The following is a 26,393-nucleotide window of genomic DNA, read 5'->3' as shown; positions in this document are numbered from 1 at the left end:
ATCTTTGGCGGTTCAGGTCAGATACATAAGTCTAGTTTTTGCACACGGTACTAGATCATGACTGAGAACCGCCATCCCTAGTCTGCACCCACGTCCAATACGACAGTGAACTCATCTTAAAAAATGGGACTGCTGCGTGTTCTGCTCCTACGGGAGCGTGAAGTGCCCGCCCCGGCAATAGCGGGCTTTTTAATGCGGCGCGGGGCCCTGCTGGAATAATGCGCAGGCTGTCGGGCCGCCGGAATTCTCAGCAGAAAGCCCAGAGCCCGCCCCCGCCCGGAGGAGCGCTGCGCCCGGCCGGTAAGCCCCAGCCGGCTTCCCGCCCCGCGAGCCTCCGTCTCCTCCGGAGGCCCCCCGCCCGCGGGTGGCCACCAGTCCCCGCTTCCTTTTCTTCCCGAATGCCTTTTTTCCGCCCTCACCAACCATTCTGCCTGGAGGCCCTTTTTCCGCCCCGGCCCCCTTTCTCCCCGGAGACCTTTTCCCCCGCCCCGTGCCCCCTTTTCTGCCCGGGGTCTTTTTATAGAGCGGAGCCCGGGCCATCTCCGGGCCCCGGCGAGCGCCCCCCTTCCCCCTCCTTGAGGCGTCTCATGAGCTCCCCGGGGTCGAAGCGGAGGGTCTCATCTGGGCGATTGCTGAATCTGCTGGAGGAACTGCGAGGTCTGCTCTCTGCCGCCGGACGGGCCGGGACCGCACAATCCGAGCCGATAACGTTATATCGCACCGGGTTCAATATGCGTGGGGGAAGGATGACGCTGGGAAAGGTGAGGAGGCTCGCCGCGGTCTCCGCCCTCCTGTGGATAATCGTGGCCCTCTACGCCGCCTGCATCTTCCAGCTCTCGAGCGCGCCGATTCAGGAGCAGCCGGGGGGCGTGCAGGGCGTCCACGAGACCGTGAACCGGACCGTCGAGACCGTCGGGGGCGAGGGCGCGACCGCCCACACGCCCGACGTCGAGCACTTCCTGATCTATCTGGGGTTCGGGTTCCCGGTGGGGGCGGCCGTGGAGGTCACGAGAGTCCTGAGGCGCTCGCGCCGGGCGGCCGCGGACGGGGGCCGGAGCTCGTGGAGCGGCCGGGCGCGGGCAGTACGGTCCGCGCGTGGCGCCTCCACGGGCGCCGAAGGGGAGGCGGGGAGCGGTTCTGTGCGGCCGGAGGGAGACGCCTCCGCGCGCGGTGACCCGCGCGGGGCCTCCGGGGCCGGCGAGACGCGCTCGCCCAGGGGTTATGGCGGGGGAGGTGACACTGCGCCCGGGGCCGGAGGGCCGGGCGGCTCCGGGGGCGAGGAGGAGTCGCCCGCGAGTCCCGGCGGGGAGGGCGGCGCGGCGCCACCGCGCGGGGCCGGGAATTCGGACATTCCGCGGAAGCTCGCCGCAGGCTGGTCCGGGAATGGGACAAAGGTATCTCTCGCTCTCTCAACATTGTTCATATTCCTCTACGCGATTTCTGACGAGGTCCACCAGTATTTCGTTCCGATGAGGGAGGCCTCGGTCATTGATGTTCTCATAGACACGGCCGGGGGCCTCATAGGGGTCGCGGCGGTGCTGCTGAGCATCCGGGCTCTGGCCGGCCCGGTCAATCAGCGCGGAAAACAGGGCGGGGGGGCCTGATTTTTCCGGCCGCGGGGTTACTTGCGGTCCCCGGGAACTTCTCCGGGGGCGCTCAAAATAGAGAGGAGCCCGGGCCACGTCACCCCGGAGCGGTGGGTTTAAATTCCCTGAAATGGATTGGGCGGCTGCGGGGGTGCGGGAGTGGGTGATTCACGAGGGCAAGTCAGGCGCATCACGGGTGATTTTTTCATTCACATCGGCGCCGGCGGCGCCCTGCTCTCGTTATTCTGGGACGTTGTATACAGGGGCAGGCCCCTGGACACGAGCGCGATCGGGCCCCTCAAGCTCGCGGGCATCGGCGCGGGACTTGTGATAATGGTCGCCGGCCTCTGGCTGCGCTTCGGGAGTGCAGAGGCCACTCCGCGGCTGGCCGCGGCGCTGTCAGGGAGGCCCCGGAGGGTCGCGCCGCTCCCGGAGGCGGTCCCTGAGGCGGAGGGGGCGGCCGGGGAGAGGGTTATCGGGACTGGGGATGCTGCTGGGGCTGCTGCTCTAGAGCCCGCGAGGGCCGCCGAGGAGGGGGTTGCTCCGGCGGAAATCGCGGATTCGATTCCCGTCGCCGAGGCCATTCCCGTTGAGGAGGGCGCGGGGGACTCCATCGAGGCCGCGGCCCTTCCCGCGAACGGGCCATCCGGGGCGCCGCGTCGCCCGGACCCGCGCGCTGGGTTCTGAATACGCGCCCCTCTGCGCGTCCGGAGCCCGCCCGAGGGCCGCGCGGGATGAGAAGCTCAGTGGCACGGGGGCGCCGCAGAATTCGCGGGTTCCGGTCTACCTGAATTTCTTTGCAACGTCCTTCTCGTCGCGGATGTTGATTCTCTGCTCCTTGCGGACGGCCGCGAGCGCTCTCTCAACTGCCGCAAGACCCGCCTGCAGGCCCCTGTTGTACCCGGAAACCCATATGCTCATCTCGGCCTTCGTCAGCTTCCTCGTCCTCGGTCTCGGCATATCATCACCTGGGGATGCATCCATTATTTATTATTAATGCTTTATTGTCTTGGATGTGAAAAATATATATACTGGTTTTATCAAGACCTCCGTCGCTGGAGAGGTTTTTTCGTGAGCCGAATTGCGCGAGCCTCCGTAAATAAACGGTGGTGTTTATGCGCGGCGCCCGCACATGCCCCACGAGCGTGACGACCACGACAGGTCCGCGATATCGTTGCCAGGAGGTCCGGGCCTCAGCGCGCGGGGGGACCCGCGCCTGGCGCGCGCGCAGGGGCCCTGAGGACGAATCTGTACATCAGATACCAGAAGATTCCTATCCACCCGAGAAATATCAGCGTGCCGGCGTTCTCGTGGACCGAAAGCATCGCCTCCCTGCCCCAGTGCACGCCCGCGAGGACGATGATCGTCATCCTAAGGAGGTTCGCGAGATAGGCCGTGAGAATTCCGAGGAAGAGCGCGGCTACTATTCTGGCGTCCATTCGCGGGTTCTCGACGAGCATGAATGCGACGAATCCGGAGATGAAGAGGAATAAAGAGTCGAGCCCGGCGCAGGCGGTCGAGATTCCGAGCGACTCGTACCTCCCGTCGCTCATCTGAAACGTTACATAAATGCCGTGTGCCCGTGCGTGGACGCCAGTGAGGCTGACGAGCGCGGCGGTGGGAGCGCCCAGAAGTGCCTCGACGAAACCCCCGGGGAGCTCTATGGTTCCCGTGGCGAGCCTGTAGAGGCCCATCGGGACGACCATAGTCAGGGTGAAGAGCGCAACCAGAATCAGGGCGAAGTCCCTCTCCTTTCCGTAGGATGGCGGAACCAGCGGATAGAGGAAGAGCACCGCCGCCAGCGCCCAGAGGGTCCAGTCTTGCGATAGGAAGACCGATGATTTCGCGATCAGAAAGTTCCAGACGAGGTCGAGGGCGAGAATTCCGGCGGCGAGAATGGGGAAGAGCGGCACCAGCCTCCCGTTGAGCGTGAGTTTTTTTATCAGTCGGTGCGCTAGATCCGTCCTCTCTTCGCCGCCCGCGGGCGATACTAGCGCCGTATAGAACGCAATGCCCGCGCCCGCGAGAATCAGCCCGATCCCGAGCCATCTGGCCCAGAGCAGATGCGTCAGCCACTGCAGGTTGACGCCGACGAAGGCCAGAATCAGGCCCGCGGCCTGCGCGAGTCTAGTTCTGGGCCGCGATGCCGTTTTCTTCGAGGAGCGGGGGCCACGTCGGGCCGCTCCCTCCCGCCTTACCGTGCGGTCATGGTCCGCGGGCATCGTTACCCAATTCCCCCCACCGAGTCATGAGCTCGCCCCCGGACCCATTTCTCCGGCATGGAAATCCACCATTAACTCGGCGCTCGCTGAGGAGGTCATAATCATTGGGCGCGCCCGCTGACCCCCCCCGTCTCGCTCGCCGGTCCGCTGTCCCTCCCGGAATTCTTCTTCCCGACCCTTTTCACCGTCTCCCTGAGCCATTCCAGCGCCTCGCCGCTCCAGAACCTCCCGAAGCGCAGCCAGTGGTCGTAGGCCTCGTCCCATCCGCCGGGCGTGACCAGCCCAGGGGTGCTGGTCTGGGGCCTCGGGTGGACTTCCTTGAGCAGCTCCTCGGCCACCCTCGGGAGGAGCCTGACGGCCTCCTCGAGGAGCTCCGTGGCCTCCTTCTTCGCCCCCGCCCTGAACATCGCCAGAGGCCTGCCGTAGACCATCCCGGGGAGCCTGTCGTCGGGGAAGCGCTCCGCGAGCCTCACGGCCGCGCCGAGCCTGTCGGCGTCAAGGTGAATCTCCATCAGCAGCTCGCGCACCCCCTGCTCGTCGCTCGGGTTGAGGCGCATCAGCTCCTCAAGCACCTCGCAGGCCTCGTGCCTCCGGCCCATCTCGTGGAGGATGCAGCCGAGGCCGTGTGTGAGCCTGAGGAATGGCCTGTTGCCCGGGTGCTTCCATGGCAGGGTGTTCTCACCGGCCCAGAAATCGGGCGGCAGGGCGGCCTTGCATAGCTCCACTCCTTTCTCCCAGAGCTCGAGTGCATCGCGCGTGTGGCCGGTGGCGTCGAGAACTATCGCAAGGTGATGCATCGCGTCCGCGTGGTACGGGTCGATGGCGAGCGCCTTTCTAAAGCGCGCGCCTGCAGTGGCGTGCCTGCCCCTCATCAGGTACCTGCAGCCCGAGAGGAAATAGGAATTCCGGGGCCTCTCGGCGAAGGCCCAGGCGCCGTCGCCCGCCGGGGCGGCGGTGAGCGGGGGCGGTGGGCCGTCTCGGTCCGCGCGCGGCCTCCTCCCCCTCCTCCCCCTCAGCGCCCTGAGCCCAACCAAAGGTCCGGAGGGCTCGGGCTCCCTTCTCCTCCTCATATCAGGAACCCCCGCCGAGCCTCCTGACGAGCTCCCTGTGAATCACCCTGACCCTCTCCACCTGCCCCTTGGCCGCAAAGCGCTCGTAGAAGCCTTCGCGCCTGAGGTCGGCGGCGAGGGCCGCCCAGCCCTGTATCCGGGAGGTGAAAACGCTTGCGCTCCTCAGTTTCCGCCACTCCCTCCTCACATCCTCCATCGCGAGCAGGTTCCCGAGCGTCCTGACCAGCGCCTTTATGCAAACGGAGGTGTTGAGCATGTATTTCTCGCTGCCCCAGATCTCGCCGAAGGTCGCCCGGACGGCCCGGAAGTACTCGATGAACAGCTCCGGCGCTCGCCCCCGTCTCTCCCAGCCGTACTCCGAGGCGATGAACCTGTGGATGCTCCTCGCGCCCTCAGCCGCGCCCGTGCCGGGCGGCCTCCCCCTCCTCCCCCTCCTCTCCTCGGCCTCGGCCTCGCCCGCCCGGCGCGGGTCGACCAGGCGGTAAATCTCGTTGTAGAGCTCGGACTGGAGAATCCACTTGTCCTGCCTGCTCCTCCCGCCCAGACGGTTTATCTTGTAGCGAAGGGGCGAGCCCTGATTTTCATAGAGCTCCCTAACTATCCATGCCGCCCACTTCTTCTCGGGCGTCGCGCCGTACGTGACCTTCTCCATCAGGTCGACGAGATGGGAGCGGTTGATGCGGGTGTGGGTGGAGTTGATGATCACGAACATCTCGGCGGCGAAGTCCTCCTGCCTTCCATCGAAGATTATCGCGGGGACCTCCACCGACTCCGCGAGCTCCGGGTGCTTGGAGGCGAAGAGGCTCAGGCCCGCAAGCCTGTGCTGGCCGTCAATGATGATGAAGGGGCGCGAGGGCTCGGAAAGGTTGCCGAGCGCGGTGTAGCCCCCGAGGGGCTGGAAGTCGAGCCTCTCGTCGGTGTAGAGAAGAACCGGCCCGGGAATCATGGGCTGGGACTGGGCGTTCTCGTAGAAGTTTAGGATGTCCCTGACCTTCCTCCGAATCAGGGCCCTCTGGAACGCGGCGTCGCTTTTCTCGACGCCCCTGATGAAGGCGGCAATCTCCTCCTCGCCTGGTCTCGCGGGCTCTTCGGCGCCGCCGTAGTCCCTGCTCAGGAATCGGACCCTGTGCAGGATGTCTGGGGCGCGATAGCTCACCATATAAAAAATTCCGTCTTTCTGAGCCACTCTGAGGGCGAGCACGCTCGGCACCCCAACGACGAACTGAAAATCCGCCTCTCCGTATTTAACCCTTTTGCTGCGGCACTCGACCCGCGCCGACGGCCGCGGCGGCGTGGAAATTACTGCAGCACAATCACTGACCCCACTCACTCCACGCCCATGAAATCCTCGAGCCTGCTCTTCCTGATGGGCCCGTTCTCGAAGAGGGACTCGACCGCCTTCTCCATCAGCGCTACCCTCTGCCTCGTGTAGTCCCCAACCGCGTACTTCTCGGCCATCCTCTTGGCGAGCTCGATGTACTTCTTCACGCTCCTCTCGTGGACCGTCAGGACCAGCTTCGACCCGCACCTGTGGCACAAGCCCGTCAGCGGGACCCTCCGATACTTTACGCCGCACTTGGCGCAGCGGACCATCTGCTTGCTGAACCTTTTCAGGTTCCCGATGATGTCGGGGAGGAGGTGGGTCTCGATCACCCGGGCCGCCATGTCGGGCACGTCCACGGCCCTGAGCTTCTGGCCGAGGGAGAACTGGGCCTCCATCTTCTTGGTCGTGGCGCCGAGGGTCTTGTAGGCGCTTTCGCGCGGTCCGTCGCCGATGTCGCCGCTGTCGTGGGTGAAGCAGAAGCCCTCGTACTGCGCCGGGGTCCCGAGCCTCCTGCCGACGGTGTCGATGAGCGCCTCCAGCTCCCTTGGGTGGGCGTTCCGGCGCGCAGCCTCGTAGAGTTCGAGGGGGTAGGAGGGCCCGACGTCGAGGTTCAGGGCCTCCTTGTCTATCTCGCTCGGGTCGACGATGGCGGAGAGCACTAGGGGCGCGTCCATCCTGCCGCCGCGCTTGACGGGAAGGAAGGACTCGGAGAAGTTCAGGAGGGCGTCCATGAGAAGGATGACGCAGTCCTCGTCGCCGTCGCAGTTGCGCCTCTTGGCGGCGTGGAAGAATGGGTGGGCGTAGCCCACGAGCGCGCTGGTGTAGCCGATGAGCCTCCCCAGAACGCCCGCGGAGGTGTGGGGGGCGAGGCCGATGACGAGGTGGCCTATGAGGTCCTCGGGCGAGGAGGCGCAGTAGAACGGCTCGAGGCCGTAGACCTTCTCCAGAAGCTCGTCCACGAAGCGCGAGACCTGCAGGAGGTAGAGGCCGCAGTTCCGCGAGACGATGACGTCCTGCGGCCTGAGCTCGACGAGCTGGTCGGGGCTCTCGAGCGGGGCGCCGGTGTAGTCGGTCTCGTAGCCCAGCTCCTTCATCCTCTCGACTGTGATGGAGAGCTCGCGCGGCCTCACGTGGGTCACGGGCGCGTCCGTCATGTCGAACCTCGCGGTCCCGTCCTTGAACACGAAGACACCATGCTTCGCCCTGAGAATTCCCTTCTCGAGAATCTCAGGGGTCCTTTGCCCCGAGGTCAGGCCCTGAACGCCCTTGATCTCGGGCAGGGTGCCCTCGTGGAGCGCTCTGGCGGCGGCGCCGAGCAGGGACCTGACGTCGATGGTGTGCTTCTCCTCGGCCCTGCCAATGCGCTGGGGCACAGGCTCCGTTCTGCCGCCGCAAGAGCAGGCCGGGAATATCCCCGTCGCGCCGCATTCCCGGCACCTCCTGAGCCCGACATTGACCTCGACCTCGCCGGCCTCCGCGGCCTTGCTCAGGAGCCTCTGCGGGCCTCCAGCCTCCCCGACGGGGAAAATGACGTGGGGCGGGGGCTTCATCCTCCTCTCCCGGGCCTTCTCGGGCCTGCCCATCCTGGCGCCGATGCGCGTGGGCCCGCGCTTCTCGACCCTGAGCCCCGACAGCGCGCGAACGAGCTCCATCGGGCCCGCGAAGTCCCCGGCGGCCCGTAGCGCCGCCTCCGCGCCCTCCCTGAGCGAGAGACGCTCGCCGTCGGGCTTGAGGCCGAGGCAGCGAACCAGAGGCAGGGCGCAGCGCTCCAGGATATAGAAATCCCTCTCGATGTGCAGGGCACCGAGCAGAATCAACAGCTCCTTCAGCTCCCGCGACTTGGGCAGGAGGAGCCGGCCGGCCTCGAGCCTCCCACCCTCGAGCACCAGCCCCGAGAGCCTTCGTATCTGGGCTGGGCTAAGGTCGTGCCAGAAGAGGTTGTGGTCGGGGTGCAGGGGGACGCCGAGCCTCTCGCTGAGCTCGAAGGCCTCCTCTGGAGATGGGTGGCGGTAGCGCGAGACGTCCTCGCCTGGGCCGAGGCGGGCCGCGAGCTCCTGCGAGTACCACTCCCAGCAATAGGCGCCCTCGAGGAGAATGTGGTTGTTCTCTGCGAACTCACCGAAGGGGACGAGAATCTCGCCGAGGTCCGTGACGCGCTCGACCTCCTTTCTCACCGCTCGGGCCTCCTGTGCGCTATTCACCTGGACGAGGTCCCCGCTCTTCAGCAGCACTATTGGTCCCTCGATGCTGTCGCAGGGCGTCACTGCAGACGCCTTCCCGGGCCTCTCTATCTTGAGCTGGGTGCCCACGGCGAGGAACTCGTCGAGCAAGACCATCGTCGCGGGGTTGATCGAGAGCGCGGCGAGCCCCGAGGTGCGGGAGCGGCCATAGCGCAGCCTGAAGCCGCCGGGTCGGCTCGGGTGCGAGAACACCGGCCTGCCCGCGATCAGCTCCTTGATGTACTTCTCGCTGGGGAGGGTCTGGGCCTGGAGGCTCGCGTCGGCCTCGCCCGGCCCCGCTCTGGAGACGAGAGCGCTTAGGAAGTCCCAGCCGTCTATGCCGAGCCTGCGGACGTGCCTGAGAATCTTCGGCGCCTTAAGGCAGAGGCCCTCCGCAATCACGAGGCACGCCCCGCCGCGAATTCTGTTGGTCTCGATGTCCTTGATGTCTCTGTAACCCTGGACCTCGGCCTCCTCGGTCCCCTCGCCGTCGATGCAGACGGGGCAGCCCGAGACCACAAGCTCTATCTCATCGCTCGTGGGCGTGTACTGCAGGTGCTGGACCTGCTTGTAGAGTGGAATCTCCTCCTTGAACCTCTCGATCTCCTCGCGTGTGGCCCTATAGCCCGTTAGCCCGAGCTCCCTCCGCACGATGTCCGCGAGAAGCACGCTCAGCGCCTGTGCCCCGCCCCCGGCTGAGCGAATGGGGCCGGCGTAGAGGACCGCAGCGGACCGAGAGCCGCCGGGGCCCGGCCTGAGCCTGACACCCACGACGCCTTCGAGAGGCGCAACCACGACGCCTTCAGTCAGTATCGCGAGCCCGGTCCGAATCGCCTGATACATCGCTTCTTCGACGCCCGACGCACTCAGCTCGCGCGCGAGCTCGCTCGCGATCGCGATGGCCGCCTCCTCCCTGTTGCCCGTTCTTGCGAGGAGCTCGCGAATTCTCGCCGCCACGCCCGGCGGGCCCGTGAGCGACTCGACGCGAGCCGCCAGGTCCTTCGCAAGGGGAATCTCGACGTGGGTCTCGGGGTCTAGGCCCCGGGCCCTCGCCCTCTCGGCGATGGCATAGCAGGCCCTCGCGCCCTCCTCGAGCGCCTCGAAGTAGCGCCTCATCTCTTCGCTGCACGCTGGGAGGCCCTCCATGCGCCCGCCCTGCCGTTCCGCGCATGGTAATGGACTTGCAAGGGATAACTGTTGCCCCGCGTAGGCACCGAGGCTGACAGGCGCGCGGTGCCTCGAGCGCGCTGATTGATAGGGCCCTGAGTGGCGGGCCGGGCGGGCCGGGGCTCATCGCGCGCGGAAACGGCCCCGGGTTTTAATTATGTGACGGATTGTCGCCTGCGCGCTCGCGGCCTCACCGCGCGCACCGTGAGGCTGGCGAGTGCCCTCGCAACCTTCAGGCGCTCCTCATTGAAGCCGCCCGCGCCCTCCACGAGCTCATCGCCACTGATGCCCCGCTCCTGCAAAACCCGGAGCCTGCGGAAGCCAGCGCTTCTTATCAGCCTAAGGTACTCGTCCTCTGGCACCGCGCCGGCGATGCAAGAGGTGTGGGCGCGCACGGAGCGCCTGACACACTCCGGCAGCTCGCCCCTCAGGACGATGTCCGAGACGACGAGCCTGCCGCCGGGCCTGAGCACCCTGAAGGCCTCCCTGAACACCCGGGCCTTGTCCGGGACCAGGTTGATAACGCAGTTCGATATGACGGCGTCGACGGAGCTGTCCGGGACCGGCAGGCGCTCGAGCTCGCCCAGCTTGAACTCAACGTTTGTGTAGCCACCCCTGCGCGCCGCGGCCCGAGCCCTCGCGACCATCCCGGGCGTCATGTCGACGCCGATTACCCTGCCCTTTGGACCGACCCTGCGCGCCGCGAGGAAGCAGTCGATTCCGGCGCCGGAGCCCAGGTCCAGAACCGTCTCGCCCCTCCTGAGGGACGCGTGCGCCACAGGTGTCCCGCAGCCGAGGCCCATGTCCGCGCCCGAGGGCAGGGAGCGCAGCTCGTCATCCGAATATCCGAGGGCGGCGCTCGACAGCCCCGGTGGGCCGCAGCACGATGAGCCGGGGGCTGCGCAGCAGCTCCCGCCCCGCCTCGCTATTCTGCCGTAGCGCTCCCTGACGGCCCTCTTCAGCCTCTCGTCCCTCCTCATTGTCGGCCCCCCCCTCCGCCCCGGCGGCGCAGCTCTCGCCGCGCGGGGGCCGCGCCCGTCCGGGCTCCGGACAGAGGGCCGATCAGCTCCCGTGCGGCCCCGCCCAGCTCGTCGGCCCTGACGAGCGCGATGCAGCAGGTCCTTCCCCGGACCACCCACGTGAGCAGAGCGAGCCTTTCGCCCGCGCCGATGCCCGCGGCCCGCCTGAGCTCGCTGGGCAGGACCAGCTGGCCCCTCGCATCGACCTTCACTATGGCGGCAACCCGGCAGCAACCCGCCCCGCGCCTACTCCTCATCGCCGGCATCAAGCGAGGGATGGCGGAGGGAGTAATTAAGATTTTCTGAAAATTCTGAAGTTTCTGATTTTTCTGACCTTTTTTTCTCTTTTTCTTTCCTCACCGCAATAGCGCCCAGCCTCTCCACAATCAGGGCCCTGAGGGCCTCCACGCCCTCGCCCGTCAGGCCCGAGACCGCGAGGCAAGAGCCCGTTTTGAGGATGTCAGACCTCGTCTCGGCCTCTATGACCTCAATCCCCGGGAACTCCCTCCTTATCTCCTCGAGTAGGGCCCTCTGCCTTGGTAGGGGGGTGCCGCACTGCTCTGTCGGGTCGATGACGAAGACAAGCACATCGGCGAGGTGGCGCAGCGCTAGAATCGCCTGCAGCTCCATTTTGTTCCTCTTCTTGAGGGGACGGTCGAGGAGGCCGGGCGTGTCAATGACCTGATAGGTCCGGTACTTGTGCGTGAAGTGGCCGACCAGAATTCCCTTGGTCGTGAATGGGTAGGGCGCTATCCGCGGTCTGGCGCTCGAGAGCCTCGCGACGAGCGAGGACTTGCCGGCGTTGGGGCAGCCCGCGAGGACGACCGTCGGTGCCTCCGGGAAAATCGTCGGGAGCGAGAGGAGCTTCTCCCGCGCGCGCGCTGCAGTCTCCAGCGCCCCCGAGACCCGAGAGACCACGGAGCTGATTCGGCCGTAGGCCGCGGCCCTTCTTCGCTCGAGGTATTCTGGGTCGATTGACACGCGCATCCTCCCCAGCTCCAGGCGCGCGATTTCGAGGACCTTCACCCTGGCCCACTCCAACGCGCCGAGGGCCTTCTTCAGCGCGTCAAGGTCTACGACGAGTCCCGCTAGCTCCCTGTGGAACGGGTGGAGCTCGTTGAACGAGGGGAAGGATCTGACGACCTTGCCAAGTGCTGCGGCGATCGTCTGGGAGGCGCTCTCGAGGCGGGCGATCGAGAGCTTTCTGAGCCTGTACCGTCTCTCGGGGTCTGCCACGGTCGCCCTAGAGGCCCGCCTGAACGCCTTGTCAAGGAGCTCCTGGGACGTGGGGACCGTTGGTATCAGGAACACGATGGGGGCTAGAGACCGGCGGGTTTAAAAGCATGCCCAGTCCCTGCTCTGAGAGGGAGGGGAGCATCGCACGAGAGCCGTAATGAGGGGCGAAACAGGTGGCGTGCGGGCAAACACCTCACCCGGCCTTCTTCTCATCCACTATCCTCGGCTTCTTTTTGACCTTCAGGACGACCCTGCCCTCCGCTCCCGCAGCCTCGGGCGCTGGCGCGCGGGGTTCTGGGGGTGCTGGTGTTAGTGCTTGGGGAGGACTGGGGGGTTTTGGCGAGGGGGGAGGTGTTGTGGGGGGTGAGGGCGGGGCGGGAGGTCGCTCCGCGGTGGCCGGTTGCGGGGTTTGGAGAATGATTTTTGGCGGCGGGGGTTTCTCTGTGGGCCCCGTGGGCTCCGGGGGCTGGGAGGGCGCTGGTGGGGCAGGGGGTGGCGGGGGTCCCTCAGGGGTCACTATCCGGGGGCTCTTGACCACTTTCAGAACCCTTTTCGGCGGCTCGGGCGGAATGGACTCGGGCGTCAGGGAGGTCTTGCAGGCCGGGCATGAGCTCATCGAAGGCTCGACCCTCTGGCCGCAGACAGGGCATCTGGCAACGGCTGGTGGAGCACCAGGCACCCCGGCCGCGGCCCCGCAAGCTGGACACACCTTCCAGTGGGGCTTCATCGTGGCCCCGCACTTTGCACAGGTTACTGAAGGGGCGGCAGGGGGTGGGGCTGGGGCGGGCTGGGCTGGAGCGGGGGGACCGGGGGCTGGCGCTGGAGCGATAGAGGCTCCGCAGAACGGGCAGGTCTTCCAGTGCGGCTTTATTGGTTTGTTGCAGCGCGGACATCCAGGCCCTGCCTCGCGGGGCTTCGTGGTTAGCGCGGGCGGGGGCGCGGGCGCCGCCAGCTCCGGAGCGCGCTCCGCCAGAATCGATGCTATGTTCTTGCAGGTGTCGGTCACCCTTCCAAAGGCTCCACCCTCCATGGCGGCGCGAGCCTGCCTGAGCTGGAACTCCGCGTCTGAGACATCGACGCCCTTGTCCCTCGCCGCCTTCACAAGGGCCTCGGTCGCGTCGAGCTCCTTTCTGGCCGAGTCGTACTGACTTTTGATTTCTTTAATTGCCTGAATCGCCTCCTTCGCGTAGGTCAGGGCGACAACCCCCGAACCTCCGTCGCGGGCGCACTTCGCCCTTGTTAGGGAGTATTCCGGCCCGGAGAGGTCCGCGCCGGTTTTGGCGAGCTCCGCCATCAGCCTCTCCGCCTCCTGAATTGTCCTGTTGGGCTCGGTGTCCGGGGCGGGGGCGGTGCCGGGGAGGGCGCAGGTCTTCGCCGCCTCCGGGGCCGCGGCCGGCGGGGGCGCCGGCGTGGGCGCGGGAGGCTTTGCCGGGGGAGCGACTTTCATGAGCTCCTCGGCGAGGAAGCGCGCGCTCTTGGCCAGCTCAACGGCCTCATCGTATATTCTAGCCTTGTGGGCGGCCCGGGCCTTCTCGAGCAGCTCCGTGGGGTCCGTGGTGTCCACGCCGCGCTCACGCGCGTTGTTGATGATGTTCTGGGCTGCCAGTATCGCCTTCTGCGACTTCTCAAGCTCTTCGCGAGAGGGCTCGAGCGCGGGGGCGGGCGGGGGCGGCGGGGGAGGCGCGGCGGGGCCTGGGGTGACGATCACCGGCTTCTTGGGCTCCGCAGGTCCGGCGGAGCCCTCGATGCGCACCACCTCTTTCTTCCAGGCCACCTTCTCCCCCGGACTGGGGGCTGGCCTAGGTGAGACGCCAAAGAATGTGAGTATCTTGTTCGAGAGCTCCATGACCCTCGCGTAGTTTCCGGCGGAGAGAGCACCCTTCGCCTGAGTCACCAGCTCGTCGCACTCGCCAACGGGCTTTCCCATTCCCTTGGCGTTCAGGACCCTGGCCTCGGCCCGGCGAAGGTTCTCGCTCGCTTTCACGAAGAGCCGGCTGGCCTCCTTGACCAAGAGCTCGGCCTCCTTGCAGAGCTCCTTCACCTTTTCATACTCGAGCTTCTCAAGCGCTGACGCCGCCTCGGCCAGCGCGGCCTCGACCCTCTGGGCCACAACCACGCCCCTGTTGCGGACATTGTCGACCATCCTCTTGCATGACTCGATGAGGGTCTCGTAGGTCTTCTTCTGGCCAACCTTGGCGGCCCTTGTCAAGAGCTCATCCATGCCCTCGAGGTTCTTAAGGGCCTCTGCGTGGTCCCCCCTCCCGAGCGCGAGCCTGGAGTGGTATATCTTTGTCTCGAGCTCGCTCACGTCAGCCTCTGGCAGATCGACCTTGAGCGCGGAGACTTTGCCCTCCCACTCCGCAATCTCACTGGAAGTGTCCATGTACTTGGCCTCGAGCTCCTTGGCCTTCTCGCCGGCCTTCTCAGCCCCTGCGATCGCGTCGTCGAAGGATCTAGCGTCGAAGGCGTCCACGGCGGCCTCCAGCATGACCTCGGCCTCAGAGACGTTAACCCCAAGCGTCTTGAGATGGGAGAGGGAGGTCTGGACCGCGGTCAGCTTGTCCTGCGCCTTGCAGCGCATGCAGCCCGCTTCCGGGTCGGCGAGGGCCTCGCCACACCTGGCGCACTTCAGCTCCGTGACCTCGATGCGGAGGCTCTCGCGCTCCTCCTTCCGCCTCTTCTCCTCGATGTGCTTCTGGCGAATCTGGAAGGCCCTCACGGCCCCCGCCGCCATGACGATTACTAGCACCCCAAGCGCGATGTAGAGCGCGTACTTCTCGACCGGGACCCTCGGGGGCGGTGGGGGAGAGGGCAGCACATGTACCCTGAGCTTCACATAGACGCTTCCGTCAGTTGGGTCGAACTGATATGGGAACTCGTCCACGGACACACCCTGCTGAACCAGGGAGCTCCTCCGTGCGGATTCATTGTCGTAAACCTTCAGGACGACGAAGAAATGGGCGTCCTCGAGCTCCTTGGAGTAGCGGATCGTGACCTCGGGGGAGTCGGGGGACGAGAAGTGGGCCTTGAAGCCCGCCGAGTCATCGAAGCACCAGACCCACTTCATGATTCGTGTCTCCTGTGCCACGGCCCGCGCGTCGAAGGTGATGGCTTTCTCGTACCTGACCTCTGTGAAGTTGATGCTTGTGGCGTTGGAATGGACTGGCTTGACAATCTCAACCACAGGCGGTGCGGGAGGTATCCTGACGAGCCTGACGGTCAGGTTCTGGACGACGACGCTGCCGCCTCTCTCTAGGTTATCGGACCAGTACTTCTCGTTGTAGGCTCGCGCGTATATCGGTGCCGGAATTATTCCAAGCGGGTATCTGGAGAGCATGTTCAGCGCCCAGTTGTAAACATCCCACGTGTAGTTCCACTTCCATAGATTCATCTGCTGGCTGGAGGGCTCGAGATGGGCCTGAAGCCATGGCCCGTCCTCGCCTATCCTGAGCTCCACCGCGGATATGGCGGGGTCGGGGTTCTGTGGATGGTCCCAGGCCTCCCCCTCTATGTTCAGTGGCTCGATGGTTCCGTCAAACCTGATGAAGTCGGAGGCCTGCAGAATCGGCCTGAGCCTCGCGTCCGGCTGGGTGATTGTGACGAGGGGCGCGTTGGGCTTGGCGATGATTGTCAGGGTGACGCGGACGTCCCTGACCGCCTGGAAGCTGACCTGCTTGGAGAACCCGCCGCGATCGTCGATCGCCCGGACGATGTACTCGGCCACGCGGACGCTCTCGGCGGGGCTGGGAGTGTACCTGGCGCCGAGAACCCAGAATTCCGCCGCGCCCAGCGGGTCCGTTCTCTTTGACTGGAGGATGGTTCTCGAGTCGTTCTTCATCAGCTCAACGGTAACGGAGCCGTCGCGGATCGCGTTCCCGAAAATGTCGTTGACCGCGACGGTGGCCCTCCAGTACTCCTCCGCCATGCCAGCCTCTCTCGGCGGTAGGAAGTGGACATTGCTCGCTATTTCTGTGCTCCAGAGGGCCCATTTGTCCATGCCGTCCACGGGGCCCATCGGCTGGGTGGCCGTGCAGTCCCACATCGTGATTTTGTGGCTGTAGAAATAGAGCTCGCCCACTCCCGGGTTCCCCGGGACGCCCGGCTTGTCCGCGGCGCCGCCCGCACCCTCCTCGCACAGAAGGCTCGTGTTGTGCAGCTCGGCGACGCTCGATGCGTGCACCGCCAGCCGCGCCCCGCCCCCCTTGCCTCCGTCGCCGGGCTGGCCCTTGATCTGGCCGATGCTCAGGCCCCTGCCCCCGGCCCCTCCGTCCCCGCCCCGAGAGGAGAGAAGGCGGCCTTTGAACGTGAATGTCGGCTCCGCCATTAGGTAGGCAACATCGATCGTCAGATTGCTTGCGCCCCCAGCGCCGCCCTTCCCACCCGCGATTCCGACCCCGCCCGCCCCGCCGTTTCCAGCCTCGCAGGCAATGGATGCGTTGGTGCCGGTGAAAGTGTCCTCCAGCGAGATTCCGCAGCGGCAGCTGCCCCCCGCCCCGCCAGCGCCGGCCCTACCGTCCGAGCCTCCGAGGAGGGCGCGGCCGAATATTCCGCCTGTGGAGCCGTAGCCCGCCGTCAGGCGGAAGTCCGAATCGATGATGTTGAACCCACCCCTTGTCGTGATGGCAACGGAGACAGACCCACCGTCGCCGCCGGCGCTCCCGTTACCGCCATTCTTGAGATTGTAGTTGCCCAGTCCGCCGTCGCCGCCTTTAGCCCCGTTGCCGGCGACGAGCTCGAGCCTCGATGATGCGATGCTCAGGCTCCTCCCGCTCCAGTCGAGCTGGACGCTACCGCCGTTCCCTCCGGCCCCGCCGTCACCAGCGCTCGTGCTCGCCGAGGTGGTGGTGTAGCCTGCCACGCCCCTCCCGGCATTTCCGGCCCTCGCGATCAGGGAGCTCCTTCGCAGGGAGGGACTCGAGAGCTGGATGCGGACGGTTCCGCCGGACCCGCCAGAGCCGCCATTGAAGCTCGTCCCTCCCGCGCTCCCGCCGTCCGCGCCGTTACCCGCTGCGATCGTCAGGTTGATGTCCTCGAGGCCGAGGGTGGATATAACCACGGTCGCGTCCCCGCCAGACCCACCAGCCATGCCCGTGGCGTTGAGTCCCGGTGCGCCGTTTCCTGCGCTCACACCGAGCGTGGACCTGAGCGTTGTGCCCCCTCCCGGGAACCTTAGGATGGCCGGGCAACCCGGCTCCCCGGGGAGGAGACCATCGGGCGCGACGACAAGGACCGTCGATTCGAGAATGGTCGCGGTGCTGGCGTTGATTGTCCCGCTAACCTTCAAGACGCTCCTGTTCACAACCGTCAGGCCAGTTCCAGACTCAGCCTCAATGCGGGGGGCCTCGAGCCGGGAGCCGTCCCTGAGCTCGATGCTCCCGCCGGCCTTCATGAAAATCGCGCGTGGTCGGCTCCGGTTCGAGGGAATAATGAGACTGCCTCCCTCTTTAATCGTCAGCGACGACTCGGTGTAGATGGTGATATTCCCGTCAAATATATAGTGGCCGGTCAGCGTCACGTTGCCGACGATGTCCCAGCGGTCTGAGTTCTGCGGCGGACCCGCCCTGCCCCCGGACCGGGGGATGCCCCCCCCATCTCCTGCCCAAGCGAAATTAAATAGGGGCTGTATCAGGAGCAGGGCGGCTGCGAGAGCCAGAGCAGCCATGCCATTCCTCATGGGTGCGGGCCTCCAGAGGGGGGAGTCCCTGGACCAAAGTCCCTTCCAGGTCCTCCACGCCCGTATGTCTTTCCCATTATGCCGGGTAAAAGGAAATTGGGTATAAATACATTGTTGGGTTTGAGCATTTTATAATTGTTCATATCGTTAGTAAGATTTGCGCAGAAAAAAGTTAATTAAACTCGCGACGTATGAGGCACTGATGGGCGAGGATGAGAGGCTCGCTCTGGTAGAGAGGCTGGAGCGAGAGGGCGTTCTACGGGACGCGAGGGTGAAGAGGGCGCTTCTGGTCACGGACATGAGCTCATTTCTTCCGCCGAGGTTCAGGGCAATGGCGTATTCGGACAGGCCCGTCCCATTCTACGAGAGCGGGGGGTCGGTCAGGACCATATCCGCCCCCAGCATCATTGCCGAGATTCTCCAGAGGCTGGAACTCAGAGAGGGAAACTCTGTCTTAGTGCTGGGCTCGAAGTCGGGCTATCTCGAGGCGCTAGTCTGCGAGACCGCCCATGTGAGCAGGCTGAGGGTCGTGGAGCACTCCCGCGAGATTCGCCGCATAACGGAGAAGAACCTCACGGGCCGCTATCCAGAGATTCGGGTCTCGGGTGGCGACCCGACGAAGGGGTTCGCCCGCGAGGCCCCCTGGGACAGAATTCTGGTCACGGGCCGTGTCGACAGGATACCACCGGCCCTCAGGCGGCAGCTTGCGCCCGGCGGCATCCTGATCGCACCCGTGGGAGGCCCGGAGGTCCAGACCCTGCTCGCTGTGAGAAGGGAGGGGAGGGGATATAAGGAGGAGGCGCTGATGGATGTCGTCTTCTCGCCCCTCGAGGCACCACCGCCGAAACTCAGCGCGCGCGAGAGGAGGCTCGCGACCTACGGGAAGGTTCTCGAGCATTTCTTGGCCGACGGGCCCCTCACGCAGGAGGAGAGGGCTCTGCTCGGGGAACTCCGCTCGCATCTTCGGATAGACGCAAAGTCCCAAAGTCTGGTTGAGGAGAGGGTTAGGAGGGCGCGGGGCCATCGCGTCATGATGGGCCCGGCCGCGATCGAGAACTACATCAGCAGGCTCCAGAAAGGGCTTCGGAGAGGGGACGTGATGAGTGCAAGGGCCGTTTTCAATGAAATCATGTGCCTCCCTGAGGACACGGCAGACGGCTGGATATGCAAATCCGTCGCACACTACATGCTCGGCGGACTGGACAAAGCGGTGAGGTGCTTGGATCGCGCGGTCGAGCTGGACAGACACCACGTTCTTATTCCGCCGGCGGCTTCGCTGCTCATCCGTTCCCTGATTTCACTGTGCAGAGAGACCGGCGAGAAGCTGAGGGACCCGAGCCTTAGCCCCACGGAGCGGGCGAGGCTGCTGCGTCTAAGGCAGGCTCAGGAGGAGAAGCTATCATCCTACGCCGAGCTCGTTCTCGAGAGCGACCCTGAGGACCAGGATGCCCTGAGCGCCAAGCTCTATCTCCGCAGGAGGAGCGGGGAGCTGGACGGCTACGCCTGAGGCACGTCCCGTGGCCGGCCCTCTTTTTCTCCGTGTCTGAGCAATTTCGCGGTCACGAGCCTCGAGCCCTTTTTACCGGGAGCGAGCAGAACGAGGTACCAGGGGCCCGGCCCCGGGACCTCCCAACGAACTCTGTAGGAGCCGAAGCCCTCGTCAGAGGCCTCGGCCTGGAACCCCGCGCCGCTCTCGAGCCGGCGGAGGCCCCTCTCGTCGAGAATGAGCCACCGGAAGTCGTCCCCATCCTCCTCGGTCAGAGTTCCAAGGACGGTGTCGCCCCTGCCAGCGGCAAGGGGAATCTCGACTGGTCGGCCGGGGATCAGCTCGTACGGCCCCATCCTGCAGACCTCGCGAGCTGGGCCCTCTCTGGAGCGCAGCATCCCCTCCCACCTCCTAATCTCCCTCCGGAGGAGCACGCCTATCTGGGCTAGGGAGTAGCTGTCGAGTGGTGAGCTCTCCAGCGCCTCAGGGAGTTCCGATGGGCGCACGTCCCCTGAGAGAAGAAGCACGACGGGAAGGCGGGCCTGGAGAGTCCGGAGGGTGGGGGCCAGAGAGCGCGAGCAGAGGAAACTCCGGGTGAGGAGGACGACGCAGGCCCCGGACTTCTCGATCGCGGTATCGAGCGAGCTCGCGGGGTCCCCACCGAGCCCGGTGGGGAGGGGGAAGGGGCGAGGAAGAAAGCCGGATTGAATCAGCGCCTCTCCAACCCTCTCGGCGAGGGGAGCATCTCCGGGCTCGAACACGATCAGCACGCGCGTCAGCATTGCAGGATTCATGAATTCTTGCGGGTTATTAATCAGTTGCGCGAGGTGTCAGCGCGAGCGCGCGGAGCTTTCTTTGTCGAACCTTCCTTAACTTATGGGACGGAGTAGAAAGTTCTTAGTGGACCGAACGGGATTTGAACCCGTGGCCTCATGCTTGCGAAGCATGCGATCTACCAGCTGATCTATCGGCCCACGACGGCGCCCGTCCCTATCGGGAAGCGGCCTCCATCTGCAGAAATAGGATAGCAGGTCCCCCTTATCTGGTTTACGCCCGTCCGAGTTGCGTTCCCGCGCACGCGCATCAACCGGTACGCGTCGCTGGGGAGGGGGTCCATAAGACCGCGCCCTCCGCCCTCCTCCGCCCCGCCTCGAATTCCACCTAAGGCGCTGCCTAGCTCGAATTGAGCGCCGACGGGGAGACCGCAGGCGAGCTTGCTCGCCAAGGCGCGGGAGACCATTGGAAATCACCAAGTGGTCTCCCAGCGTTTTCGAATCTCACCCGAGGCGCTGCCTAGCTCGAATTGAGCGCCGAGGGGGAGATTCGAACTCCCGCGGCCCTTGCGGACCAGCAGGTCTCGAGCCTGCCGCCGTGAACCGGGCTTGGCTACCTCGGCAGAAATGCGCCGCGGCATGCCGGGCAAAGGCTTAATACGATGCATCGTATTAATTGTGTCGTTCCACATGAGCGTCAGTGTACTCCTGCTTCCCGAGAGGAAAAAGGAATTGGTCGAGCTGGAGAAGGACGCGGACGGCTTCGCCTTACTCAGGAAGCTGAAGCTGAGCCCGGAGAGCGCAATCATAGTTAGGGGCGACCGGCCAATTCCAGTCGACTCCAGAATCAGGCCCGGTGACGAGCTTAAGGTGATTCGTGTCGTATCCGGCGGATGAGCGCGACGGTGAGGGTTTGATCGAAGTTGAGGCAAAAGCGCGCGTCACCGACGTACGCGCCATCCTGCGCTCTCTGAAAAAAATGGGCGCCAAGGAGACCGGAGAAACGGTTCAGACCGACACCTACTATTCCCATCCCTCCCGTAGGTTCGAGATGAGCGACGAAGCCCTCAGGGTGAGGGCCTCGAGGAAAGGGGCCTCCATCGCCTACAAGGGACCCAAGCTTGACAGGAGAAGCAAATCGCGCGAGGAGGTCGAGCTAGCCGTCAGCAGCGCCTCCGCCGCCCGCGCTTTGCTCCTCAGGCTGGGTTTCAAGCCCGTGGGTGTTGTGAGGAAGAGGCGAAGAATCTTCAGAGTGCGGGGCCTCAAGGTCTGCCTCGACCGCGTCGAGGGCCTCGGGGTCTTCTTGGAGGTCGAGAAGAAGGTCGATGAGCGTCGCTACGCCAGTATACTCGAAAAGGTACTCGGGCTTCTGCATCAGCTGGGGCTGGACAAGACAGAGAGGAGGTCTTATTTAGAGCTGATTCTAGCCCCCCGAGCGCAGGGGAATTCAAAGGTCGCTGGTATTTCTTCTAGAGGGTCTTTATCTTCTCGGCGACAAACTCTTTTATCGCTGGGTCGTCGGGTATCGTGAGTGATTTCTTGAACCTCTCGGTCCCATCGGGCAGGAAGTAGCCCCTTGAAACTGAAATGAATTCATTCTCACCATCGTCGGTCTTGGCCTTCTTTCGAGCCACCTCAATGAAGTTGTTCCTTCCAAACTCCTTCTTCTCGGATCGAATCGTCTCGAATTCCACCATTTCGATGCCTCCATGGTGTGTCGCTCACGCCACTCTTTTTGCCCGCAAATGCGCTTTATAGTAATAAATATAATTAGTTATATTTATATATATAAATGGGCTCAAAAGTTCGAAAATCCCATTTTTCCTTCGGCTTATATATCCGAATTTTTTTGTCTATCCTCTTATAAATTGGATATTTTTTCTTTCGGCTCGTGCTCCGTCTCCGCCGCGCCTGAGCTCAATAATCGCTCCGAAGCCCTCTCGCGCCGGTCCAGGGTTCACAAAAATGGTTCCGCCCTCTTCTTCAATTCCGCGGGCTTCATGGATGTGGCCGCTTATAACGAGCGCGGGCCTGCAGCGACGCACAGCCCGAGCGAGCTCTACGCAGCCGGCGTGAAGCACCGTCGTCTTCTCTTCCCGGTAGGGTCGACCGGGTACTATGTCAACGTGTCCAAGTGGTGGGACGTGGGTGATGAGCACGTCCCCCTCCCCGAGGAGGCCCTCGAGCCGTCTCGCCGCTTCGTGTGGGGGGAAGCCCCACTCGCCCAGCGCTGGGGGAACCTGCCAGCCCGCGAGACCGACGAAAGCGACTCCACAGAGTTCCAGCCTCCTGAGGTTTAGATTCACGGCCGGCTCTCTCGATAGCTCAAGCTCAACGTCAGGCGGGTCGCAGTTGCCTGGCACGGTTAGGGCGGGGACGGGGACACGCCTCATGAGCTCGCGGACAAACTCTGCGGGTCCGAAGGAGGTGAGGTCCCCGGCGACGACGAGCGCGTCGGGCCGGTGGCCCTCAACCATCCTCAGAATCGCATCCGCACCTCTGCTAGAGGAGTGAATGTCCGCCAGTGCGAGCAGCCTCATAACCCTTCGCTCCTTCGTTGAATTTCCATTACGACGGGGATGCGGAGGGGAGATATTAGCATCGCAACCACCCTCAGACCCCCAGCCCGGGCAGGGTGAGGCCGGGGTGGCCGTAGACAAGAAGGGCGCTCAGGAGGTAACCAGCTATCGCGCCGCCGTTGAGCAAGGGCAGGCCGGGCTGCGGGTCCCCCTTGAGGACTAACCGCATAAGAACCAGGAAGCCGGCGATACAGCCTGCCAGAGTGCCAAGCGCGACGGCGAGATTACTCCTCAGGCCGAGAGCCGTTGTGACGTCCCCTTGCAGAAAAACTAGGGACGAGACCACCAGCATCCCCGGGAAGACGATGTCCCCGAGGCCCATGAACATCGCCTCCCTCTCCGACTTCTCCTCGAGCTGGAGCTTGAGCCTCTTCTGCTTCAGAAACGAATAGGGTAGCTTCTTGGGAATCACGAGCATCACGGGCAGTCGCAGGTCCATCACACTGTCCGCCAATGCAATCATGTGCTTCGTTTGGTGGACGGAGATATAGTCATAGATTGCGAAGATGATTAGCGCCACTATGACGACGGATGTCTGGAGTGATATTCCGAATATCGCCGTGACTCCGGCGGCCATTGCCACGCCCGTGGCGTCGATGACGTACCACTCGGGATATCTGTAGAGCGCAACCACAGCTAGCGCGCCGATGAGGGCTGCTAAGAGGAGAGCGGCGTCAACTCCACCCCAGAGGCCTAAGCCCCCGAGGCCCGCAACCGCCAGTGGGGGGTAGGAGACGTAGAAAACGGACATGCCGACCGCGGCCAGAATGATTATCTGAATCAGCCGGGCCCTGCCCCATTTCGCGATCGCAAGAATGACGGCCGTGAAGACGAGCACAACGGCGAAGAGGTACAGCGAGTTCTCGAACGCGCCGGTCCTCTCGCCGAATACCCTGTACTCCGCCGGGAGGATGCTCGACGTCACCATCCCGAGCATTATAGCGGTGACGAAGAGGAGGCCCATCGCCGCCACCGCGGGGAGCTCCTTCCTCATTCCTGCGAGATCACCCCGAAGGCCACGTTGTTCGATATCTTCTCTATCCTCACTTTCACTGTGGCGCCTTTGACCGCGCCCGTGACGAATATCGTGTAGCCCCCTTTCCTCGCGATCCCGTCGCCTTTCCTCCCGACGTCCTCGATGGTGAGCTGGTAGACCTTCCCCTCCTCGAGCGCTGGCTCCTCGGCTTGCTTCAGGCCCTTGCGTATCGTCACCGGCCTATGGGCCCCGCAGGCCTCGCACTCCAGCACCACGGTCCTGCCCTCCTTGTGGAGGTGGGTGTCGGGTCGGTTGCACTCCTGGCAGAGCACGTACATCTCCACGAAGCTCTTGATGCGGTCCTCTATGGCCTTGGCCGCCACGCGGCCCTTGAACACCACCCTCCGCCCGTCCAGTGTGCCGGCGGTGCCAAGCTCTTTCAAGAGATAGCCGAGTACGTGGCCTGGCTCCCGGCGTATCTGGTCCACGATGTCGCCGAAGTTCCTGAAGACTGTACTCTTCCCCTCGTAGATGATGTCCAGCTCTGGGAGCTGGAACCTCTCGCCCGAGGTGACCTTTTCGGGGAGCTTGGCCCTCGCGCGCGCCAGGACCGCCCTGTATTCGCTCTCGTCGGTCATTCAATTCCCTCGCGAGGTATCCCGGGCGGGGGTTAAAAAGGTTTCAGCCTCCTGGGCCGGCCGCCCGAACCCGAGGGCGGACTCCGGGCGGGAAACCCAACACCAAACTATTTTGCCCCGAGTTGAATTGCCTATTACCATGACCTCGCGCCGCACACGCGCCCTAGGCCAGCACCTCCTCACCGACGAGCGGGTGGCCGAGAGGCAGGTGGAGTACGCCCGGCTGGGGCCGAGGGACATCGTCCTCGAGATAGGCCCGGGTGGCGGCGTCCTGACGCGCAGAATCGCTCCGCGCGTGAGGAGGGTGGTTGCCATCGAGAGGGACAGGCGCTTCCGGCCCCTCCTGTCGGACCTTCCGGACAATGTGGAGGTTATATTCGCGGACGCTCTCAGGGTCGAGCTCCCGCCGTTCAACAAGGTGGTCTCCAACCTGCCCTACTCGATATCCTCGCCCATAACATTCCGCTTGCTCGAGAGGGATTTCGAGCTCGGCATCCTGATGTACCAGAGGGAGTTCGCAGAGAGGATGTGCGCCCCCGTGGGCTCCCCGGACTACTCGCGGCTGAGCGTGGAGGTCTACAGGCGGGCCGAGTGCAGAATACTAGAGGAGGTCCCGCCCTCGGCCTTCTCACCCCAGCCGGAGGTCAGCTCTGCCATTGTCGAGCTCAGGCCCCGCCCCTGCCCCTTCCACGTCGCCGACGGGGAGCTCTTTTCGGCCGTGGCCAGGGCCCTCTTCTCGCACAGGAGGAAGAGCGTGAGGAACGCCCTCCTATCCGAAGCGGCGGCGCTCGGGGGCGCGCTGGGCCGGCGCGTCGGCGCTCCCAGCTTGGAGCAGGACGGGTGGACCCGCGGGGGAAGGGTCGGCACGCTTAGGCGGGACAGGGTTGGAGAGCGTGACGGGGCCGCTCTCTTTAGAAGACTCCTCGCCAGGGCTCTTGAGCAGCTGGAGGGCGTGGCCAGCCTTAATGAAAGGAGGGCCGAGAACCTCTCGCCGGAGGAGATTGCGCGGCTTGCGAATTCTCTCGCCGAGCTCTCCTGAACCGTTCCTTTTTTCTGGACGACTCACACCTGGGGCTGCTCCCACATTTCGCGGCCGTTTCACCGCCAGTCCGCGTCCCCATTACCCCCCGCCCCCCAGCCCCTCAGCGCCGCCGGCGCCACCGCCTCTCCTTCCTCCTCGGGGTACCTTCCTCACTCCCCTTCCGACCCGGGCGCCTCTGGTGGGTCAGGAGCAGATACAGAACGGCCCCGGCGCCGAGCGAGAGGAGAGCCGCTGTGACGAATATGGGACTGGCGAGCAGGCAGGCCCCCTCCCCCTCCCCCGCCTTCGGGTAGCGGACCACACGGGCTTTGTTCCCGACCGCGAGGAAGGTGTCGCCGAGCGGGGACCACTCTATGTCCTGGAGGGGGCTCCCGAGGCCCGTCTCTATCCACGATAGCCTCCCGGCTCTGTAGTCGAGAATCATGCCCGTGTCTCCGCAGACGAGCGCCGAGGAGCCGTCAGGCCTCCAGCAGCAGCCGAGGAATGTGTAGTCCATGTCCCTGAGGACGAAGTGAAAGGTTGTTCCGTTATAGGTGGCGATGGTCCCCCTGTTACCGGTCAATATCGCCAGTGTTCCCATCGGGTTCCATGATACCGAAAGGATGCCCTGCGTAGTGTTGATTTCGAGACGCCTAATTCCGCTGGGCCCATACTCCAGCACCGTACCCTCCGCTCCGACAATCAGGGCGCTCCCACCGGGCCTGAAGGAGCAGTCGAAGAGGGTGGCCGAGGTTCCCGAGGGAATTCTCTCGACACTGCCCTCCACAACCCTCAGCACCGTTCCATTCCCTCCGACCACAAGCGCCTCTTTGCTCTCCCGGCTCCACGAGACCCCGTATAGATAGGCCTCGGTGCCCGTTGCGAGAGGCACGAGGGCCTCGCCGTTGAACGCGTACAAGGAGCCACCCGACCCCGAGACTAGGGCGTAGCCCCCGTCGGGTCGCCATGCGCAGTCAAGCAGGAAACGGGGCCCCTCCGGGGGGACAAGGGCAGTAAAGCTTCCAGTGGCCCGCCTGTATATCAGCGCTGTAGGACCATCGCCGACAATCAGGGCCGAGGAGCCGTCTGGCCTCCAGCTCAGGCCGTAGAACACCGTCTCCCCCGCTGCGCCGGTGTTGAGGGTGTCCACCTGCGCCTTTCTGCCCTCCACCGCCGGAATGAGGGCGAGGAGGAGCACCACCGAGACGGCGCAGAGCGTCCTGGGGCTCACGCCGGTATAGATCGCGCTTCGGGTATTTCAACTGCACCGGCTGCCTAGGCTGCCTAGAAATCCTTAAATACTAAAAAAATTACCATCATTCTGTGCGCATTGTAAGCTATTCCACGGAAGAATAATTGTCTGTTTTGAGCGATCGTTTTCCTTGCCTCAATTTCATCACCCA

At 64.5% G+C, this 26,393-nt stretch carries 22 protein-coding genes and 2 tRNA genes; 6 read left to right on the top strand and 18 right to left on the bottom strand.

The genetic code is table 11. The annotated features are described in order from the left end of the window. Window positions 1-746 precede the first annotated feature (746 nt). Together QW379_09765 and QW379_09760 are read left to right on the top strand one after the other, a co-directional pair. Window positions 747-1,604 carry a VanZ family protein gene (locus tag QW379_09765; GenBank protein ID MEM2870682.1) on the top strand — a complete coding sequence of 286 codons (858 nt, stop codon included), beginning with the start codon at window positions 747-749 and terminating at the stop codon, window positions 1,602-1,604. Window positions 1,605-1,745: 141 nt separating this feature from the next. Next, window positions 1,746-2,273 (top strand): hypothetical protein, encoded by a 528-nt coding sequence (locus QW379_09760; GenBank protein MEM2870681.1) that lies wholly within the window; start codon window positions 1,746-1,748, stop codon window positions 2,271-2,273. A 96-nt stretch (window positions 2,274-2,369) separates the two neighbouring features. Here QW379_09760 and QW379_09755 read toward each other — a convergent pair whose 3' ends face one another. From QW379_09755 to QW379_09715, 9 genes are all read right to left on the bottom strand, one after another. Beyond that, window positions 2,370-2,546 carry a hypothetical protein gene (locus QW379_09755; protein ID MEM2870680.1) on the bottom strand — a complete coding sequence of 59 codons (177 nt, stop codon included), beginning with the start codon at window positions 2,544-2,546 and terminating at the stop codon, window positions 2,370-2,372. Window positions 2,547-2,779: 233 nt separating this feature from the next. Further along, a complete protein-coding gene (locus QW379_09750; protein ID MEM2870679.1) occupies window positions 2,780-3,808 on the bottom strand; it encodes an exosortase/archaeosortase family protein in 1,029 nt (342 codons plus the stop codon). Between the two features lie 101 nt (window positions 3,809-3,909). Beyond that, window positions 3,910-4,878 (bottom strand): tetratricopeptide repeat protein, encoded by a 969-nt coding sequence (locus QW379_09745; protein MEM2870678.1) that lies wholly within the window; start codon window positions 4,876-4,878, stop codon window positions 3,910-3,912. Window position 4,879: 1 nt separating this feature from the next. Continuing rightward, window positions 4,880-6,208 (bottom strand): DGQHR domain-containing protein, encoded by a 1,329-nt coding sequence (locus tag QW379_09740; protein ID MEM2870677.1) that lies wholly within the window; start codon window positions 6,206-6,208, stop codon window positions 4,880-4,882. Then, entirely contained in the window at window positions 6,205-9,567 is a 3,363-nt protein-coding gene (locus QW379_09735) for a DNA polymerase II large subunit (GenBank protein MEM2870676.1), read from the bottom strand. Before QW379_09735 ends, QW379_09740 begins: the two co-directional genes overlap by 4 nt. A gap of 176 nt (window positions 9,568-9,743) precedes the next feature. Next, entirely contained in the window at window positions 9,744-10,568 is an 825-nt protein-coding gene (arsM, locus tag QW379_09730; GenBank protein ID MEM2870675.1) for an arsenite methyltransferase, read from the bottom strand. Further along, window positions 10,565-10,873, bottom strand: coding sequence for an HgcAB-associated protein (locus tag QW379_09725; GenBank protein ID MEM2870674.1), 309 nt, complete (start codon window positions 10,871-10,873; stop codon window positions 10,565-10,567). Before QW379_09725 ends, arsM begins: the two co-directional genes overlap by 4 nt. Continuing rightward, window positions 10,854-11,918: a GTPase gene (locus QW379_09720; protein ID MEM2870673.1), complete on the bottom strand. Its 1,065-nt coding sequence runs from the start codon at window positions 11,916-11,918 to the stop codon at window positions 10,854-10,856. The genes QW379_09725 and QW379_09720 overlap by 20 nt, the downstream gene beginning before the upstream one ends. A 118-nt stretch (window positions 11,919-12,036) precedes the next feature. Beyond that, window positions 12,037-17,517 (bottom strand): zinc ribbon domain-containing protein, encoded by a 5,481-nt coding sequence (locus QW379_09715; protein ID MEM2870672.1) that lies wholly within the window; start codon window positions 17,515-17,517, stop codon window positions 12,037-12,039. 202 nt (window positions 17,518-17,719) lie between these two features. Between QW379_09715 and QW379_09710 the strand changes: the two genes are divergently transcribed. After that, entirely contained in the window at window positions 17,720-19,024 is a 1,305-nt protein-coding gene (locus tag QW379_09710) for a protein-L-isoaspartate O-methyltransferase (GenBank protein MEM2870671.1), read from the top strand. On the opposite strand, the gene QW379_09705 is transcribed toward QW379_09710, so the two are convergent. The 4 genes from QW379_09705 to QW379_09690 form a co-directional block, all read right to left on the bottom strand. After that, window positions 19,015-19,785, bottom strand: a complete 771-nt coding sequence (locus tag QW379_09705) for a hypothetical protein (GenBank protein ID MEM2870670.1) — start codon at window positions 19,783-19,785, stop codon at window positions 19,015-19,017. The two genes, QW379_09710 and QW379_09705, sit on opposite strands and share 10 nt — an antisense overlap. Window positions 19,786-19,904: 119 nt before the next feature. Then, a tRNA-Ala gene (locus tag QW379_09700) sits at window positions 19,905-19,977 on the bottom strand. Further along, complete coding sequence (locus QW379_09695; GenBank protein ID MEM2870669.1) at window positions 19,968-20,243, bottom strand: hypothetical protein; 276 nt, start codon at window positions 20,241-20,243, stop codon at window positions 19,968-19,970. The genes QW379_09700 and QW379_09695 overlap by 10 nt, the downstream gene beginning before the upstream one ends. Window positions 20,244-20,311: 68 nt before the next feature. Beyond that, window positions 20,312-20,399: transfer RNA gene (locus QW379_09690), tRNA-Ser, on the bottom strand. Window positions 20,400-20,466: 67 nt separating this feature from the next. On the opposite strand from QW379_09690, the gene QW379_09685 reads away from it, so the two are divergent. Together QW379_09685 and cyaB are read left to right on the top strand one after the other, a co-directional pair. Next, window positions 20,467-20,673 (top strand): hypothetical protein, encoded by a 207-nt coding sequence (locus QW379_09685; protein ID MEM2870668.1) that lies wholly within the window; start codon window positions 20,467-20,469, stop codon window positions 20,671-20,673. A 16-nt stretch (window positions 20,674-20,689) separates the two neighbouring features. Further along, window positions 20,690-21,307, top strand: coding sequence for a class IV adenylate cyclase (gene cyaB, locus QW379_09680; GenBank protein ID MEM2870667.1), 618 nt, complete (start codon window positions 20,690-20,692; stop codon window positions 21,305-21,307). Here cyaB and QW379_09675 read toward each other — a convergent pair. The 4 genes from QW379_09675 to QW379_09660 form a co-directional block, all read right to left on the bottom strand. Further along, window positions 21,246-21,473, bottom strand: coding sequence for a hypothetical protein (locus QW379_09675; GenBank protein ID MEM2870666.1), 228 nt, complete (start codon window positions 21,471-21,473; stop codon window positions 21,246-21,248). The two genes, cyaB and QW379_09675, sit on opposite strands and share 62 nt — an antisense overlap. Window positions 21,474-21,629: 156 nt before the next feature. Beyond that, window positions 21,630-22,316, bottom strand: a complete 687-nt coding sequence (locus QW379_09670) for a metallophosphoesterase family protein (GenBank protein ID MEM2870665.1) — start codon at window positions 22,314-22,316, stop codon at window positions 21,630-21,632. 73 nt (window positions 22,317-22,389) lie between these two features. Further along, complete coding sequence (locus QW379_09665) at window positions 22,390-23,349, bottom strand: presenilin family intramembrane aspartyl protease PSH (protein MEM2870664.1); 960 nt, start codon at window positions 23,347-23,349, stop codon at window positions 22,390-22,392. After that, window positions 23,346-23,969 carry a translation initiation factor IF-2 subunit beta gene (locus QW379_09660; GenBank protein ID MEM2870663.1) on the bottom strand — a complete coding sequence of 208 codons (624 nt, stop codon included), beginning with the start codon at window positions 23,967-23,969 and terminating at the stop codon, window positions 23,346-23,348. The genes QW379_09665 and QW379_09660 overlap by 4 nt, the downstream gene beginning before the upstream one ends. A 139-nt stretch (window positions 23,970-24,108) precedes the next feature. Here QW379_09660 and rsmA point away from each other — a divergent pair, with 139 nt between their 5' ends. Next, complete coding sequence (gene rsmA, locus QW379_09655) at window positions 24,109-25,008, top strand: 16S rRNA (adenine(1518)-N(6)/adenine(1519)-N(6))-dimethyltransferase RsmA (protein MEM2870662.1); 900 nt, start codon at window positions 24,109-24,111, stop codon at window positions 25,006-25,008. 103 nt (window positions 25,009-25,111) lie between these two features. Here rsmA and QW379_09650 read toward each other — a convergent pair whose 3' ends face one another. After that, a complete protein-coding gene (locus QW379_09650) occupies window positions 25,112-26,221 on the bottom strand; it encodes a WD40 repeat domain-containing protein (GenBank protein MEM2870661.1) in 1,110 nt (369 codons plus the stop codon). Between the last annotated feature and the right edge of the window lie 172 nt (window positions 26,222-26,393).

Source organism: Thermoplasmata archaeon (assembly GCA_038851035.1).
In the GTDB taxonomy this organism is placed as follows: Archaea; Thermoplasmatota; DTKX01; order VGTL01; family VGTL01; genus JAWCLH01.
The sequence above is the reverse complement of the archived record's forward strand: the minus strand, read 5'-3'. Positions and strand labels throughout refer to the sequence as shown.

Coding starts and splice junctions, on each gene's coding strand:
- QW379_09750 (MEM2870679.1), bottom strand. CDS start 3,808: ATGCCCGCGGACCATGACCGCACGGTAAGGCGGGAGGGAGCGGCCCGA.
- QW379_09660 (MEM2870663.1), bottom strand. CDS start 23,969: ATGACCGACGAGAGCGAATACAGGGCGGTCCTGGCGCGCGCGAGGGCC.
- QW379_09695 (MEM2870669.1), bottom strand. CDS start 20,243: ATGGTCTCCCGCGCCTTGGCGAGCAAGCTCGCCTGCGGTCTCCCCGTC.
- QW379_09725 (MEM2870674.1), bottom strand. CDS start 10,873: ATGCCGGCGATGAGGAGTAGGCGCGGGGCGGGTTGCTGCCGGGTTGCC.
- rsmA (MEM2870662.1), top strand. CDS start 24,109: ATGACCTCGCGCCGCACACGCGCCCTAGGCCAGCACCTCCTCACCGAC.
- QW379_09745 (MEM2870678.1), bottom strand. CDS start 4,878: ATGAGGAGGAGAAGGGAGCCCGAGCCCTCCGGACCTTTGGTTGGGCTC.
- QW379_09715 (MEM2870672.1), bottom strand. CDS start 17,517: ATGAGGAATGGCATGGCTGCTCTGGCTCTCGCAGCCGCCCTGCTCCTG.
- QW379_09735 (MEM2870676.1), bottom strand. CDS start 9,567: ATGGAGGGCCTCCCAGCGTGCAGCGAAGAGATGAGGCGCTACTTCGAG.
- QW379_09755 (MEM2870680.1), bottom strand. CDS start 2,546: ATGCCGAGACCGAGGACGAGGAAGCTGACGAAGGCCGAGATGAGCATA.
- QW379_09705 (MEM2870670.1), bottom strand. CDS start 19,785: ATGCTGACGCGCGTGCTGATCGTGTTCGAGCCCGGAGATGCTCCCCTC.
- QW379_09710 (MEM2870671.1), top strand. CDS start 17,720: ATGGGCGAGGATGAGAGGCTCGCTCTGGTAGAGAGGCTGGAGCGAGAG.
- arsM (MEM2870675.1), bottom strand. CDS start 10,568: ATGAGGAGGGACGAGAGGCTGAAGAGGGCCGTCAGGGAGCGCTACGGC.
- QW379_09765 (MEM2870682.1), top strand. CDS start 747: ATGACGCTGGGAAAGGTGAGGAGGCTCGCCGCGGTCTCCGCCCTCCTG.
- QW379_09675 (MEM2870666.1), bottom strand. CDS start 21,473: ATGGTGGAATTCGAGACGATTCGATCCGAGAAGAAGGAGTTTGGAAGG.
- QW379_09685 (MEM2870668.1), top strand. CDS start 20,467: ATGAGCGTCAGTGTACTCCTGCTTCCCGAGAGGAAAAAGGAATTGGTC.
- QW379_09670 (MEM2870665.1), bottom strand. CDS start 22,316: ATGAGGCTGCTCGCACTGGCGGACATTCACTCCTCTAGCAGAGGTGCG.
- QW379_09665 (MEM2870664.1), bottom strand. CDS start 23,349: ATGAGGAAGGAGCTCCCCGCGGTGGCGGCGATGGGCCTCCTCTTCGTC.